Annotated in this window: 9 protein-coding genes and 1 pseudogene; 1 reads left to right on the top strand and 9 read right to left on the bottom strand. The window is 60.3% G+C overall.

Features of this window, described 5'->3' with window-relative positions; all coding sequences use genetic code 11:
- Nucleotides 1–70 precede the first annotated feature (70 nt).
- Together BLU75_RS08795 and BLU75_RS08790 are read right to left on the bottom strand one after the other, a co-directional pair.
- Nucleotides 71–2446, bottom strand: coding sequence for an efflux RND transporter permease subunit (locus tag BLU75_RS08795; protein ID WP_084380205.1), 2376 nt, complete (start codon nt 2444–2446; stop codon nt 71–73).
- A 34-nt stretch (nt 2447–2480) separates the two neighbouring features.
- On the bottom strand, nt 2481–3530 hold the full coding sequence (locus BLU75_RS08790) for a WD40/YVTN/BNR-like repeat-containing protein (protein WP_084380207.1): 1050 nt from the start codon (nt 3528–3530) through the stop codon (nt 2481–2483).
- Between the two features lie 324 nt (nt 3531–3854).
- On the opposite strand from BLU75_RS08790, the gene BLU75_RS08785 reads away from it, so the two are divergent.
- Nucleotides 3855–4970 carry a Gfo/Idh/MocA family protein gene (locus BLU75_RS08785; RefSeq protein WP_084380209.1) on the top strand — a complete coding sequence of 372 codons (1116 nt, stop codon included), beginning with the start codon at nt 3855–3857 and terminating at the stop codon, nt 4968–4970.
- Nucleotides 4971–5118: 148 nt separating this feature from the next.
- Here BLU75_RS08785 and BLU75_RS08780 read toward each other — a convergent pair whose 3' ends face one another.
- From BLU75_RS08780 to praB, 7 genes and pseudogenes are all read right to left on the bottom strand, one after another.
- Nucleotides 5119–6822: an AMP-binding protein gene (locus BLU75_RS08780; protein ID WP_084380211.1), complete on the bottom strand. Its 1704-nt coding sequence runs from the start codon at nt 6820–6822 to the stop codon at nt 5119–5121.
- Nucleotides 6823–6852: 30 nt separating this feature from the next.
- A pseudogene (locus BLU75_RS08775) lies at nt 6853–8152 on the bottom strand (acetyl-CoA C-acetyltransferase).
- On the bottom strand, nt 8149–9051 hold the full coding sequence (locus tag BLU75_RS08770; RefSeq protein ID WP_084380213.1) for a MaoC/PaaZ C-terminal domain-containing protein: 903 nt from the start codon (nt 9049–9051) through the stop codon (nt 8149–8151). The pseudogene BLU75_RS08775 and the gene BLU75_RS08770 overlap by 4 nt, the downstream one beginning before the upstream one ends.
- Before the next feature lie 2 nt (nt 9052–9053).
- Nucleotides 9054–10397, bottom strand: a complete 1344-nt coding sequence (locus tag BLU75_RS08765) for a 3-oxoacyl-ACP reductase (protein WP_084380215.1) — start codon at nt 10395–10397, stop codon at nt 9054–9056.
- Nucleotides 10398–10526: 129 nt separating this feature from the next.
- Nucleotides 10527–13064, bottom strand: a complete 2538-nt coding sequence (locus BLU75_RS08760; protein ID WP_084380217.1) for an acyl-CoA dehydrogenase — start codon at nt 13062–13064, stop codon at nt 10527–10529.
- 330 nt (nt 13065–13394) lie between these two features.
- The gene (locus BLU75_RS08755) at nt 13395–14834 is read right to left on the bottom strand and encodes an outer membrane protein transport protein (RefSeq protein ID WP_084380219.1); all 1440 of its coding nucleotides are present in this window, start codon (nt 14832–14834) and stop codon (nt 13395–13397) included.
- 127 nt (nt 14835–14961) lie between these two features.
- A complete protein-coding gene (praB, locus tag BLU75_RS08750) occupies nt 14962–15471 on the bottom strand; it encodes an alkane oxidation protein activator PraB (RefSeq protein ID WP_084380221.1) in 510 nt (169 codons plus the stop codon).
- Nucleotides 15472–15598 lie beyond the last annotated feature (127 nt).

The raw sequence follows: 15598 nt of genomic DNA, 5'->3' as shown, positions 1-15598 counted from the left end.
AAAACAGCCCGGAACTGGATACGACAAAGCCGCAAACCTGGGTTTGCGGCTTTGTCGTTGCAGCGTCCGATCAGTGCGCGAACAGCGAATTGCCCTTCTGCCCCGCCAATTTCTCTGGCTTGATCAGGAACCGCGCCAGCGCCGGCAGCAGCCACAGCGCGCCGAACATGTTCCACAGCAGCATGAAGGTGAGCATCAGGCCCATGTCCGCCTGGAACTTGATCGCCGAGAAGATCCAGGTGCACACGCCGATCGCCAGGCACAGGCCGGTGAAGAGCACGGCCTTACCGATGGATTTCAGCGTCTGGTAGTACGCCTCCTGCAACGGCAGCCCGGCGCGCAGGAAACTTTCCAGACGGCTGTAGATGTAGATGCCGTAGTCCACGCCAATCCCCACGCCCAGCGCCACCACCGGCAAGGTCGCGACCTTGACACCGATGCCCATGAACGCCATTAGCGCGTTGCCCAGTACCGAGGTCAGCACCAGCGGCAAGACGATGCACAGGGTCGCCGCCCAGGAGCGGAAGGTGATCATGCACATGGTCGCCACACACAGGTACACCAGCAGCAGGATGATCAGCTCCGACTCCTTGATCACCTCGTTGGTGGCGGCCTCGATACCGGCGTTACCGGCGGCGAGGATAAATTCCAGGCCGTCCTTGTTGTTCTCCTTGGCAAACTCCTGCACCGCATGCACGGCGCGGTCGAGGGTTTCGGCCTTGTGGTCATTGAGGAAGATCAGCACCGGCGCCACCGAACAGCTGTTGTTGTACAGGCCATCGGCGCGGGCGATAGAGCTGTTCAGTACATCCGGGTTGCGCGACAGGGTTTCCCATTTCAGGTTGCCCTCGTTCATGCCCTTGATCATCTGCTTGGAGACTGTCACCAGGGAAATCGCCGACTGCACGCCCTCGGTGTTCTGCATCTTCCACATCAGTTGATCGATAGGCGCCATGGCTTCATACCGCGAGCAGCCTTCAGCCTTGGTCTTGACCATCACCACCAAGACGTCGGAACTGGTGGAATAGTTGCTGATGATGAAGTTGTTGTCTTTGTTGTAGCGCGAGTCCGGGCGCAACTCTGGCGCGCCCTGGTCAAGGTCGCCGATTTTCAGGTTCTGGCTGTACCAGAGGCCGCCGCCAAAGGCGATCAGCGCGAGAAGGATCGAGACCGGGGCCACCTTGGGGCTGGCAAATTTCGACAGCAGCCGCCAAAGCGCATGTTCGCGAACTGCATCTTTTTTGCTGCGCTCGATGGCGCGTTTGCTGATACCGACGTAGGAAATCGCTACTGGTAGCAGGATCAGGTTAGTAAACACGATCACCGCCACGCCGATGGAGGCACCGATGGCCAATTCGCGGATCACCCCGATATCAATGATCAGCAAAGTGATAAAACCCACGGCATCGGCGAGGATCGCGATCATTCCCGGCAGGAACAGCTGGCGGAAGGTACGCCGTGCGGCGGTCAGCGCGTTGTCGGCCTCACTGGATTGCAGCGCGATACCGTTGATTTTCTGTACGCCGTGGGAAATGCCGATGGCAAAGATCAGGAACGGTACCAGCATTGAATACGGGTCCAACCCGAAGCCCGCCGCGTGCATCAGACCCAATTGCCAGACGACCGCCACCAGCGTGGTGATCAGGACCGCGATGGTGCTGCGGATACACCAGGTGAACCAGTACAGCAACACTAGGGTGATGATGAACGCGATGCCGAAGAACACCACCACCATGATCAGGCCATCGATCAGGTCGCCGACTTTCTTGGCGAAACCGACGATATGAATCTTCACGTTAGGGTTTTGCGCTTCGAACTTGTCGCGGATCTTTTCTTCAAGCTCGTGGGAAAATTTCTGGTAGTCCAGCGCCAGTAACGTGCCCTGGTCCTGGGGGTCCGGATAAGACTCCAACAGCGGAATGTCAACGATGCTCGACTTGAAATTGTTGGCGACCAGCCGCCCCACTTGCCCGGACTTGAGCACGTTATTGCGCAACTGGTCGAGGCTTTCCTGGGAGCCGTCGTAGCTTTGGGGGATCACTTCGCCGCCGGCAAAACCTTCTTCGGTCACTTCGGTCCAGCGGACGCTGGGGCTCCACAAGGATTTGAGACCGGAGCGGTCGACGCCGGGAATGTAGAACACCTCGTCATTGATCTGGCGCAGGGTCTCCATGTACGCCTTGTTGAAGATATCGCCGTCCTTGGCTTCTACCGAGATCCGCACCGTGTTGCCCAGGTTCGCCAGGTCATTGCGGTGCTCCATCATCTTCACGATGAAGGGATGTTCGAGGGGGATCATTTTTTCGAAGCTGGTAGAAGGCCGGATCAGCGTCGCCTGCCAGAACAGAAAGACGCTGACCAGCAGGCAGATGACAATCACTGCCGGGCGGTTGTTGAAAATCAGGCGTTCCAGAAACGTCGCCTTGTCGTTGTGATGACTGCTCATGTAGATCCCCGCCTTCTTATTATTGTGCCTTGGCTTACTTGATCAGCGCGGCGCCGTTTGGCGCGGCCACGCGCACGCCGCCCTGTCCCACCAGAATCAAGTTGCCATTGCCTGCCGCCGTCACCGCCGACAGGGAAACCCGGTCCGCGCGGTTGAATACGCTGAAGCTCACCCCGTCGTCGTGGCTCACCACCACGCTGCCGCCGTTGCCCACCACCACCAGTGAACCGTCGTCCAGCAGCGTCGCGCCCGACAGCCCGAACTCCAGGGCGCCACGGGCCGCCTTCAGTTCCACCGGTTGCCAGGTATCACCGAAATCCGTGGATCGGTAGAGATTGCCGCGCAAGCCATACACCAGCAACGTCCTCGGCTGAGCGGTGCCGATCACCCCAAACAGCGAGCCCTCGTAAGGGCCTGCGAGTTTTTCCCAGGTGTGCCCGTCGTCGCTGGAGCGGAACATGCTGCCCTGCTCGCCGACGATGAACAGGCCTGCGCCCTTGATACGGGCGATGGCGTTGAGGTGGTATTGGTCTTCGTTGTCCAGGCGATCGCTGACATCTGCCCAGGTCTTGCCAGCGTCGCGGGTCTCGACCAGCGCACCGTAGGCACCCACGGCGAACCCGTGCTCGGTATCATTGAAGAACACGTCTAGCAGTGGCGCTTCGCGGCTGCGGTCTTCGAACTGCTGGGTCCAGGTCGCCCCGGCATCGCTGCTGGCCAGAATCTTGGCGTCGTGCCCCACCGCCCAGCCATGCTGCTCGTCGATGAAAAACACCGCCGTGAGCAGTTGCCGGGTCGGGACCTTGGCCTGGGTCCAATGGGCGCCCTGATCATCGGAATAGAGGATATGCCCGCGATCACCCACCGCAACCAGGCGTTTGCCGGCGTGGGCGACGTCAATCATCAGGCTTTTTTCGGCCAGGACCGATTGAATGGCAAACACCGCCGGCGCGGTGTCAGTTGTAGCCTGGGCCGTTGTCGAAAAGACCACAGTCCCCATCAGCGAGAGCGCTGTGGCCAGCACCGCGACCTTGCGCGACGCTCGCGGGCGGCAAAAACCCACACCCATGACAGGCTCACTCATAGACCTTTCTCCCATTTATTATTGTTAGGTCGTATCGCCTTCCCGAGCGCTCGAGCCCAGAACACTGTCCTGAAACCTGCAATCTAGAGCCACTGGTGAAAGCAGGGCCATCCTATCGGGCTTTCGAATCGTCTGACAATCAGCGCTACGTTATCTTTTGTTAACTGAAGGCCTTTTGCCTTGGAGCTGAATATAGCTGCATTCGCCAAAGTGATGGCACTGCGGCTGGACAAAGTCGATATTTTTATTCCACTTATTGATATTAGAGAATTTTTATTCCATAAATACACTTCCTGAAAACCCTAATCCCAAAGGATCACCGCAATGCGAGAACTCGGAGTCGGCTTGATCGGTACAGGCTTCATGGGCCGCGCCCATGCGCTGGCGTTCAACAACGTACGAGCGGTGTTTGAACTACCCGTCACCTTGAAACTGGCGGCCCTGGCCGACGCCGATGTCGAGCGCGCCCGACGCTGCGCCACGGCCTGGGGGTTTGCCAGGGTCCACAATGACTGGCAACAGTTGATCGACGATCCGACGGTGGATGTGGTCGCCATCACCACCCCCAACCACCTTCATTACCCAATGGCCATGGCCGCAGTCGCGGCGGGCAAGGCGGTGTATTGCGAAAAGCCGCTGGCGGTCAGCCTGGAGCAGGCCGCTGCCATGCGGCGTGCCGCCAGCGCGGCCGGGGTTGTGACGCGAGTCGGCTACAACTACCAGCACAACCCGATGATTGTTCTGGCCCGACAGATGATCGACAACGGCGAGTTGGGGCAGATCATCAGCTTCCAGGGTGAATTCAGCGAAGATTTCATGGCCGATCCGGCGTCGCCCTGGTCATGGCGTTGCGACGTGGAACATGCCGGCGGTGCATTGGCCGACCTGGGCAGTCATCTGCTGTCCATGGCGCGGTTTCTGGTGGGGGATGTCGAGAGCGTCTGTGCCGACACTCAGACCATTCACACACAACGTCCTGCCAGCGCCGGGAGTGCCGAGCGGCGTCCGATCGTGGTGGACGATCAAGTCCACGCCTTGCTGCGGTTTGCCCACGGCGCGCGCGGAACCCTCAGCAGCAGCTGGCTGAAGCGCGGCTACAAGAACCACCTGAGTTTTGAAATCAGCGGGACACGCGCAACGCTGGCATTCGATCAGGAACGCTTGAATGAACTGCGTCTGTGTCGCGCCGGGGAGGACGGTTTCCAGCGTGTGCTGGCCGGGCCAGCCCTGCCCGGGTACGCGGCGTTCAGCCCGGCGGCAGGCCATCAGTTGGGGTACAACGAGCTGAAAACACTGGAAGTGCATGAGTTGATCATGGCGCTGGCAGGCCAGGGATCGACCGGCATCGATTTTGCCGCAGCGTGGGAAGTGGAGCGCTTGGCTGCGGCGATTCGGCTTGCCGCGCGGCAGGAGCGTTGGGTCAGGGTGAGTGAAGTGTGAAGCTCGTATGTAGGCGCGAGCTTGCTCGCGAAAGACCGGAGGACGCCTCGGGAACGCAGATTCCCCATGTCATCGTTAACGGCCTTCGCGAGCAAGCTCGCGCCTACACGGTGAGGCATGCAACCGAGAAAACAGACCGCCTCTTGATCTAACGCAAGGCCCTGCGCAGTACCTTGCCCACCGTGGTTTTGGGCAGTTCCTCGGTACGAAACTCGACAAACTTCGGCACCTTGTACCCGGTCAGATACTCCCGGCAATGCACGAGCAATTGCTCCTGGGTCAGGCTCGGATCCTTGCGCACCACAATGATCTTCACCTTTTCCCCGGTGACCCCATCTTCCACGCCAATCGCCGCGACTTCCGCAACACCTGGATGCAACGCCACCACGTCTTCGATTTCATTGGGATACACGTTGAAACCCGAGACCAGGATCATGTCTTTCTTGCGGTCCACCAGCCGAATGTAGCCCTGCTCGTTCATCACGCCGATATCGCCCGTGGAAAACCAACCGTCGGCATCCAGCACCTCGGCGGTTTCCGTCGGGCGCTTCCAATAACCCTTCATCACCTGCGGACCACGTACCTGCAGTTCGCCCTGCTCGCCCACCTCGGCCAGCTCGCCGTCTTCACGCACAAAACGCACCCAGGTCGACGGCAGCGGCACACCGATGGTGCCAGTGAATTCCATCTCGCGCATCCGCGCAATGTCGATGGGGCTGATGCTCACCACCGGCGAGCACTCCGTGAGACCGTAGCCCTCGATGATCGGCAAACCGGTGACCTCCTTCCAGCGCTTGGCCACCGCGGTATGAGTCGCCATGCCGCCGGCGATGACCAGGCGCAGATCGGAAAAATCCCGCGCACAGAATTCCTTGTTCTCCAGCAAACCATTGAACAGCGTGTTGACGCCGGCGATGCCGTTGAAACGTTCCTTGCGCAGGATCATCTGCACGCGCTTCACATCCCGCGGGTTGGCGATCAGGATGTTGCGCCCGCCCAGGCACATGAACATCAGGCAATTCACGGTCAGCGAAAAGATGTGGTACAGCGGCAACAGGGTGACGTTGGTTTCCTGCTGGTTCTGGTCCAACTGGTCGCCGACCCACGCCTTGGCCTGCAACAGATTGGCGATGATATTGCGGTGACTGAGCATCACGCCTTTGGCATCGCCGGTGGTCCCGCCGGTGTATTGCAGGAAGGCCAGTTCTTCGCGCTCCAGCGACACCGGGGTGTGCGTCTGCCCCCTGCCCTGTTTAAGTACGCTGTTGAAACGCAGCGCCCCCGGCAGTTTGAAGGGCGGCACCTGTTTTTGCACACTGCGCAGGATGAAGTTCATCGCCGCGCCCTTGAAGGTGCCCAGCAAGTCACCGATGGCGGCGATCACGATGCGCTTGACGTTGCTGCCGGCTACGACTTTTTCCAGGGTGTGGGCGAAGTTCTCGAAGATCACCACGGTTTCCGCGCCGCTGTCCTTGAGCAGGTGCTTGAGTTCGTGGGAGGTGTACAGCGGGTTGACGTTGACCACCACCGCGCCAGCCAGAATGGTGCCCAACAGGCAGATCGGGTACTGCAAGCAATTGGGCATCATCAAGGCCACACGGTCGCCCTTGCGCACACCCTGGGCCTGAAGCCAGGCGGCGAAGGCGATGCCTTGGGCCTGCCAGTCGGCGTAGGTCATTTCGGTGCCAATGCTGACGTAAGCCACGCGGTCGCGGTACTTGTGCAAGTGCTCGAGAAACACCTCGCGCAACGATGGGTAGTCCTCGATGCCGGCGTCGATGTCGGTGGGCACGCCGGGCAGGTAGGCGTTCAGCCAGATGCGTTCTGCTTGGTCCAGGCTTACAGCGTTCATGGCAGTCTCCTTGTTGTTGTTTTTGTGGGGCTACTTCTCGACGATAGCGGTAATACCCAACCCGCCGGCGGCGCAGATGGAGATCAGACCGCGCCCGCCGCCGCGCTGGTGAATGGCTTTGGCCAGCGCCGCCAGTTGCCGGCCGCCGGTGGCGGCAAACGGATGACCACAGCCCAGGGAGCCGCCGTTGACGTTCATCTTGGCGCGGTCGATGCTGCCCAATGGCGCGTCCAGCCCCAGCCGATCGCGGCAATAGTCAGCGTCTTCCCACGCCTTGAGGGTGCACAGCACCTGAGCAGCGAAGGCTTCGTGGATTTCGAACAAGTCAAAGTCATCGAAGCTCAAACCTTCACGCTTGAGCATACGTGGCACCGCATAGGCCGGTGCCATCAGCAGACCTTCGCTGCCGTCGACAAAGTTCACCGCGGCGGTTTCGCCCGTGCGCAGGTAGGCCAATACCGTCAGTCCACGCTCCGCGGCCCATTCCTCGCTGGCCAGTAATACCACCGAGGCGCCATCCGTCAGCGGCGTGGAATTGCCGGCCGTGAGCGTGCCGTTCTGACGGTCGTAGGCCGCAGACAAACCGGCGAGCTTTTCCAGGCTGGCATCGGCGCGCAGGTTGTTGTCACGGGCCAGGCCACGATACGCACTGATCAAGTCGTCGAAGAAACCGTCTTGATACGCCGCATTCAGCCGCTGGTGGCTGGTGAGGGTCAATTCGTCCTGGGCCAGCCGCGTGATGTGCCAGTGCTTGGCCATTTCCTCGCAGTGCTCGCCCATGGACAAGCCGGTGCGTGGTTCACCGTTGCGCGGCAGCAGCGGCTTGAAAAACATTGACGGTCGCACACTCAGCAGACTGCGCAGCTTGTTGACACTGCCTTTGGCGCGATTGGCGGACAACAGCGTGCGGCGCAGGGACTCGTTGATGCCGATCGGCGCATCGGAAGTGGTATCCGCACCACCGGCAATGCCCACTTCAATCTGCCCGAGGGCAATTTTATTGGCCACCAGCAATGCCGCTTCCAGGCCGGTGCCGCAGGCTTGCTGCAGGTCGTAGGCCGGGGTTTCGGGAGACAAGGTGGTGGACAGCAACGATTCACGCGCCAGGTTGAAATCCCGCGAATGCTTGATCACCGCCCCCCGCGGCGAACTCACCCAGGCGCACGCCGTGAAGGTTGTACCGGTCGACCAGGTCTTGCAGCGCGGCAACCAACAGATCCTGATTACTGTCGTGGGCATACACCGTATTGGAACGGGCAAACGGAATGCGATTGCCACCGACAATCGCCACGCGGCGAGTCGGGGCAGGACTGAAGCTGTAGTCACTCATGGACGACTCTCATCAAAACGTGAATGCCAGATAAACAAGCCGCGCATATGCGGTTTATCCCCGGCCAGGTTGCGCACCTCGAACGCACGTCGCGGACCGGCCGCCGGTGCATTCCACAAGGCGACCTGGCCGGGCAGGAAGATCGGCAACTTGAAATCGCAATGCGCCTCGGCCACGTCCAGCCCGCCCGGCGGTTGCTGGGCGGCCAGTGCGCGACCCAGGGTCCACATGCCATGGGCAATAGCGCGGCGAAAACCGAACAAGCGCGCACCGATCAACGAGGTATGGATCGGGTTGTAGTCGCCCGAGACCTTGGCAAATCGTCGCCCCAGATCAGCAGGCAATGCCCAGCGCTGAGTACGCACCAGCCCTTGGTCGGGCAGCGACAGGTTGTCACCCCACGGCTCGCCCACTGGATCGACGACGTCACGGCGCAAATACAGGCTGTCGCTTTCCCATGTCAGCTCACCCGCGCTGTAGGCGCGGGTGGCGATGCTCAAGGCCTGGCCCTTGGGATGGGCGACCCAGCGTTCGGCATACACCTCCAGGCGCAGGGCCTGGTCTTCTTCCAGGCGCCGGTGCTGACGGATGCGATTGGCCAGGTGCACCATGCCGCTGGCCGGGTAGGGAAAACTCGGCCGGGTCAGCAACATCAGGTGCAGCGGGAACGCCAGCACATGGGGGTAAGACAACGGCACGCCTTGCTCGCGACGAAAACCGCAGGCGCGGCCGTAAGCGGAAATCGTCGGTGCCGATAGCTCCACCGCCGCACGTACCAATCGCTCCTTGGGTAACGCGGGCGCGCCATCGAACGTAGGTTTGCGCAGTGCCAACAGCCCATCCAGCAGCAGTCGGTTGCGCGACGGCGGCGGATCGATGATCTGCGTCACATACTCCATACTCAGGCTCCCAACAGGCTTTGGCCGCAGACCCGGACCACTTGGCCATTGACTGCGCCCGAGGCTGGATGGGCCAACCAGGCAATGGTTTGCGCCACATCGACAGGCTGTCCGCCCTGGGACAGGGAATTCATCCGCCGCCCCGCTTCACGAATCATCAGCGGGATTTTTGCGGTCATCAGCGTCTCGATAAACCCCGGTGCCACCGCATTCACGGTGACCTGTTGCGCGGCTGCCAGCGGCGCCAGGCCTTGCACCAGGCCAATCACCCCGGCCTTGGAGGTCGCGTAATTACTCTGCCCCGGATTGCCGGCGATTCCAGAGATCGACGACACGCAGACGATCCGCCCCCCGGGATTGAGCCCCTGTCCTTGCAGCAAGGCCAAGCTAAGCTGCAACGGCGCCTCGAGGTTGACCGCCAGCACACTGCGCCAGGCCGCTTCGGACATTTTTGCGATGGTCTTGTCACGGGTGATCCCGGCGTTGTGGACCACTACATCAAAGGCGCCGTGTTCGTGGATATGGGCCTGCAACTGCGTCGTGGCATCACTGGCGGTGATATCCAGCGCCAATGCGCTGCCCCCGACCTGACGGGCAGCCTGTTGCAAGGATTCCAGGGCTTGGGGTACGTCGACACACACCACCTGCGCACCTTCGTGCGCCAGTACCTGGGCGATGGCCAAGCCAATGCCTCGGGAAGCGCCGGTGACCAGGGCGCGACGGCCCTTCAACGGCAGATCCCAGTCAATCTCCAGCGCGTTATCAACGGCTTTTTCCAGGCGCACCACTTGCCCGGAAACATAGGCCGAACGCCGCGAAAGAAAGAAGCGCAGGCTACTTTCCAGCACGCCTTCAGCACCCGGCGCGACATACACCAATTGCACGGTGATCGCCCGGCGCAATTCCTTGGCCAGTGATCGCACCAGGCCCTCCAAGGCACGTTGCGCGACAGCCTGGGGCAACGCCGTGCAGTGTTCGGGCGCCGTGCCCAGCACCAGCACGCGCGCGTGTTGCCCCAGGCGTTTGGCGTTGGTATGGAAGAATTCGTACAGCTCATCCAGTTGTTTGAGATCGACAATCTCACTGGCATCAAACACCGCGCCCTGCACCTTGACGGTGGATGGTCCCTTGATTGTCGCGGCTTGCGCCGTCACGGTGTCCGTGGCGCGAAAGACCCGCTGCACCTCGTCTGCCAGGCGCCCTGCTCCCGCGACGATCACGGGGTTGACCAGGCGTTGCTGACCGCTGCGATGGCGTTGCAAGGGTAACGGTTGCGCAAGTCCGGCAGTCTTGGCGAACCAATGCCCCCAAGGAGAATTGACGAAAGATAGGTAACGGTCGCTCATAGGTCATCCTGTTGCATTTCTGTGGGCGCGAACGGGCTCGCGAAGAACCATAACGATGAGGAGACCACCCTGCATAAACGCGGCGCTCTTGGGTTCTTCGCGAGCAAGCTCGCGCCTACGATTTAAGGGTCAATCGACCGATGCGTTTGCGTCTTGGCTGGCCCGACGTTTGGTCGCGGGTTTGGCCAACTGATCCAATGTCTGTTGGCGTTGCTGCAGCGCCTCCAGCAGCCCGAAGTCCTGAGGGAAATCGTCGACCTGAATGCCGTGATCGGCGTATTCCACATAGCGCGCCAGCAACGCCTCTTCGTCGTCGCTGATCAAATCCAGGGCCCGGGCCTTGACTCGCCAATGGGTAAACGCCGTGCCGGAGATCGGCATCGGTTCAAGTACACCTTGGCGGGTCGCGCTTTTGAGCCGCGCCTCGATCAACTCCACCTGCGGCAACAGGCGGAACGCCAGCTCGCCATAAGCCAGCTTGTCGACTTCCGGCCGTGGGATATAGGAATTGGCCAGCAGCCGGTCACGACTTTCGCCCGGGGTCTGTACCAGGTCCGCCACTGCGGCCAGCAGGCGATCCGACGGCTTGCGCTGCGGGATGCCAAACGGGAAGCTCACGCCGCGAATCACCCGCGCAGCGGCTTTTGACGGGTAGTTATCGAGCACTTCCGCCAACGCCTCATGAGCCCGCAGCAGAGCGTCCTGGGCTGACCAATGCACCAGCGGCAAATCTGCCTGGGGCCGGCCATCGTCTTCGAAGCGCTTGAGCACGCAAGACAGGATGTAAAGCTGGGACAGTATGTCTCCCAGACGCCCGGTAATACTTTCCTTGCGTTTAAGTGCCCCGCCCAGCACCCCCATGGAGATGTCGGAAATCAACGCCAGTACCACTGACAGGCGATTGGCTTGCCGGTAGTAGGACGCCAGCGCCGGATCGGTCTTGCCCGGTACGGAAATCAGCCGGCCGCCTGTCAGTGAATGCACCGCCGCGCGTACGGTGTTGGCCAGCACAAAACTCAGATGACCAAACATCGCACTGTCGAAATCCACCAGCGCCTTGCGTCCGTCGCTGTTGCGCGCCGCTTCCATTTCGCGGAACACATAGGGATGGCAACGAATCAGGCCCTGGCCGTAAATAATCAGGCAACGGGTCATGATGTTGGCGCCTTCCACGGTAATCGCGATAGGGCTTTGCTGGTAGGCGCGGGCGAGGAAGTTGTTGGGTCCCATGCAAATGCCCTTGCCGGCGACGATATCCATGCCGTCGTTGACAATCATCCGCGCCCGCTCGGTGACGTGGTATTTGGCAATCGCAGAAATCACCGAGGGCTGCTCGCCGGCATCCAGGGACGCCACCGAGACCTTGCGCACCGCGTCGCAGGCATACAAGTGCCCGGACATGCGTGCCAGCGGAGCCTGCACGCCTTCGAATTTGCCGATGGGCAGACCGAATTGCTTACGCATCGCTGCATACGCCGTGGTGCCGCGCACTGCGACTTTGCCCAGGCCGACGTTGGCCGATGGTAGGGAAATCGCACGCCCGGCCGCCAGACATTCCATCAACATGCGCCAGCCATTACCCACTTGTTCGCGACCACCGATCACCCACTCCAGAGGAATGAACACGTCTTTACCTTGGGTCGGGCCGTTCTGGAATACCGCGTTAAGCGGCCAATGCCGACGACCACTCTGCACCCCAGGATGGGAGGTTGGAATCAGCGCACAGGTGATGCCCAAGGAGCCCGGCTGCCCCAGCAGGCCGTCCGGATCCTCGGCACGAAAGGCCAGGCCCAGCACCGTCGCAATCGGCCCGAGGGTGATGTAGCGCTTGTCCCAGGTGACGCTGAAACCCAACACTTCCTGGCCCTCGTGAATGCCTTTGCAGACGATGCCCAGGTCGGGAATCGCCCCCGCGTCGGAGCCGGCATAGGGACTGGTCAGGGCAAAGCACGGGATGTCTTCGCCTCGGGCCAGGCGCGGCAAGTAGTAGTTGCGCTGGGCATCGGTACCGTAATGCAACAACAGTTCGGCCGGGCCCAGGGAGTTGGGCACCATCACCGAAATGGCGGCGGCCGAGCAACGGGTCGACAGCTTCATCACCACTTGCGAATGTGCATAGTGAGAGAAGCCTTTGCCGCCGTATTGCTTGGGAATGATCATCCCCAGAAAACCCGCTTCCTTGGTGTACTGCCACCCTTCAGGCGACATGTCTTGCCAGACCTGGGTGGTTTCCCAGTCGTTGGCTATGTCGCAAAGGGTTTCCACTTCGTTGTCGAGGAATGCCTGTTCTTCGGCACTCAAGCGCGCAGGCGCCGCTTGCAGCAGGCGCTCCCAACGGGGTTGGCCACTGAACAACTCGGCATCCCACCACACGGTACCGGACTCGATGGCCGCACGTTCAGTGTCGGACATGGCCGGCATGATGTTGCGAAACAGGCTTAACGCCTTACTGGTCAACAATGAGCGGCGCAACGGCTTGAGCGTCATCAGCAACGCCGGCATCACCACCAGCAATGCAGCGACGCTGATCCCGAGTCCCGCCACCGCGTTGAACAGATAACCACCAGCCAGCCAGACCAGGCCAGCAGCTAACCACAACACAGCAGTGGCTTGTCGATAGGCCAGGGTGATAGCCGCGGCGAGCCCCGCCAATAACCAGATAATCATGGAGACACCTCGACTCAATTCAGGGTACGGCACACAAGCGAGCAGGTCGAAATGACCCGCGACTTAACGCCACACTACAAACTTGAAAAGATAAATTAAAATTATCTTTTGAAATTTTAATTTAACTATTTGCCCAAAAAATTTGCGGCTGAGCAGCTCAGCCGGATTGATCATTCATAAAAATTTGGATGCCTTCCTTGTGGCGAGGGCTCGCCGGACGTAGGGCTAAAACAGCCGCTATTAGGGCTGCTGCGCAGCCCAACGGGGGACAAGCCCCCTCGCCACACAAGCCCCCTCGCCACAGGTTTTTCTTATTGCTCCGACTTCAACTCAGAAAGCGTAGGTGGCCGTCAGGCTGAGCACTTCGCCCTTGGCCTCGGACTTGCCATCCAGCGATCCAGCACCCAGGCGATCTACGTTCTTGGTCTTGAGCTTGACGGTTTCCACAAATTGCCGTGAATACGCGCCGTCGATACTCAACCCCGGAATCGCCCGGATGTTGTAGCCAAAACCGAGGGACGCAAAGGTCCGGTCACCATCCGGAATACGCGGGTCACGGGTGGAGTTGCGGGTAGGCGTCTGGTCGAAGGCCACACCGGCGCGCACGGTAAGGTCATCGGTAAGTCGGTAGTCGCCGCCGAATGAGTACATCCAGGTGTTTTTGTAGTTGTACGGAATCGACACAATAGTGTTGCCTTCGGACTTCAACGTCAGCGCCTTGAACGAAGACCATTGGGTCCAGGTGACGCTGGCCCCCAGGCTCAGGCGGTCGGAAAACTGGTGTACCCAGTCCAGGGACGCGTTGGCTGGAATGTCCAGCTGCGTTGAAGCGTTGGCACCACCGGGATACAGTTTCAGGCCTGGATAGGCCAATTCGACCAGCGTCTTGCCATCCAGCACAGGTGTTGTCATTACCCCTTCCGAGGTCGGATCCGCGTAGACGTTGTATTTACCTTCCAGTTTGTTCTTGATCTTGGCGTGGTAATTCAGGCCAACGGTGTCCTGCAATGTCGGTTTCCAGGTTACACCGGCAAACCAGCCCAACGAGTTATTATCGACCTTGACCCGCATCAAGGCATGGCCCTGGCCCGCCGGAAACGGAATGTTGCCCAGATCCGGCGACTGCGCAGCGGCGGCATAGAGATCGACGTTCTGGCTTACAAACCCTTTGGTGTGCTGAAGAATCGCACCGGCGCCCACGGAAAACTGGTCATTGACCTTGAACGACAGCGAGCCGGTCAGGCCAACGGTTTCAATTCGGGTATCCACCGCAAAGTCCCGACCTTTCCAGTCGGAATCCCAAGTGGTACGGGCGCCCATCGGCACCACCTGGCTCAGGCCGAAGGCAAAGCGGTCGTTAATCGGGATCACCATGAACCCGGTCGGTATATAGGCTTCGAATCCGCCTTGGCCGCCGTCACCGGTGCGTGGTGTCGAGCTGAGACCCGTGTTGGGATCGAAGATCGTGTTGGATGCCGGATTGCCCGCGTAGTCATACGCGGACCCTTTGTATTTGATGTCAATGTTTGCGTAGCTGAGGGTGAACTGAGAAACGGTCTTGTCAATGAACGCCATGGCTGCCGGGTTGTTAAAGGCGGCCGACGGGTCGTTCTTGAACATCGAACCGCCACCGAACGCCCGCCCCCAGCCGGCGGCATTAGCAGTCGGAGCCATGAAGCCGCCCGCCTGAACCGAGCCGGTTGTCGCCAGCATTCCACCCAGCAATGCCAGGCCGAGGAACGCGTGCGCCTGTTGTTTCTTATTATTCATGCTCCACTCCTTATTGTTTTTGTCCGCCCCGGTCGGTCAAACCGATGCGGTTTACCTCAACGGGCGCCTCTTGCGAGGCGCCTGCACTTCAGGGGTAATCAGCCCTTTGCTCTACAGCGTCGATGGTTCAAGGGGCGAGGCTCAAACCGGGCGCCTTGACGCTCAAGGATTGGACGGCGCAATTGCCGGAAAGCGCCTGGTTAGACGCAGTCAGCATCTTGGTCGCCTGATTCCAGGCTACGGTGATCGTGCCTGCGCCACAGTTGGAAGACGGGAACGCTACCGTCCAGCCCACGTTGGTCACATTACCCGCACCGATTCCGGTACTTGGAGCAAAGCTGGTAGCGGTCAAAACCCAGCCCGGAGACGGAATGTTTTTCAGCTTGGGCAAGCCGCACAGACCACCGCCGGTAAGGCTGGCCGACGTGATGGTGGCAACGCCGCCGGTGACTGTCCCGCCGAAGGTGATGCCGCAGGTAACAGGTGCCCCGAAAGAAGACGGCGACGTCACCACAATGGTGCCCGGGTCAGTCGTGAACGCACCATTCGGAATAATCGACGCCGCACTGGCCATCGACGCCGCACCAAAGCACATTGCAAAAGAAGTTGCACAAACGAGGGTTTTCAAGCTTTTCATTGTTTTTCCTCACATGTAAGGCGAATCATTTCGCCGGGGGGGTAATGGCCATGATCGAGAGGTCACGGTGAAACTGCGGAACGTCCCTTTCCAGCCAAATCTCAATTCAATTACCGCGACAACTTAA

The sequence above is a fragment of the Pseudomonas mucidolens genome (assembly GCF_900106045.1).
GTDB lineage: Bacteria > Pseudomonadota > Gammaproteobacteria > Pseudomonadales > Pseudomonadaceae > Aquipseudomonas > Aquipseudomonas mucidolens.
Note: the sequence above shows the minus strand (reverse complement) of the source record. Positions and strands in the feature narration are given on the sequence as shown.

Bases quoted from the DNA above. Each gene is read 5' to 3' on its own strand.
- BLU75_RS08795 (WP_084380205.1), bottom strand. From the start codon at position 2,446: ATGAGCAGTCATCACAACGACAAGGCGACGTTTCTGGAACGCCTGATT.
- BLU75_RS08790 (WP_084380207.1), bottom strand. From the start codon at position 3,530: ATGAGTGAGCCTGTCATGGGTGTGGGTTTTTGCCGCCCGCGAGCGTCG.
- BLU75_RS08785 (WP_084380209.1), top strand. From the start codon at position 3,855: ATGCGAGAACTCGGAGTCGGCTTGATCGGTACAGGCTTCATGGGCCGC.
- BLU75_RS08780 (WP_084380211.1), bottom strand. From the start codon at position 6,822: ATGAACGCTGTAAGCCTGGACCAAGCAGAACGCATCTGGCTGAACGCC.
- BLU75_RS08770 (WP_084380213.1), bottom strand. From the start codon at position 9,051: ATGGAGTATGTGACGCAGATCATCGATCCGCCGCCGTCGCGCAACCGA.
- BLU75_RS08765 (WP_084380215.1), bottom strand. From the start codon at position 10,397: ATGAGCGACCGTTACCTATCTTTCGTCAATTCTCCTTGGGGGCATTGG.
- BLU75_RS08760 (WP_084380217.1), bottom strand. From the start codon at position 13,064: ATGATTATCTGGTTATTGGCGGGGCTCGCCGCGGCTATCACCCTGGCC.
- BLU75_RS08755 (WP_084380219.1), bottom strand. From the start codon at position 14,834: ATGAATAATAAGAAACAACAGGCGCACGCGTTCCTCGGCCTGGCATTG.
- praB (WP_084380221.1), bottom strand. From the start codon at position 15,471: ATGAAAAGCTTGAAAACCCTCGTTTGTGCAACTTCTTTTGCAATGTGC.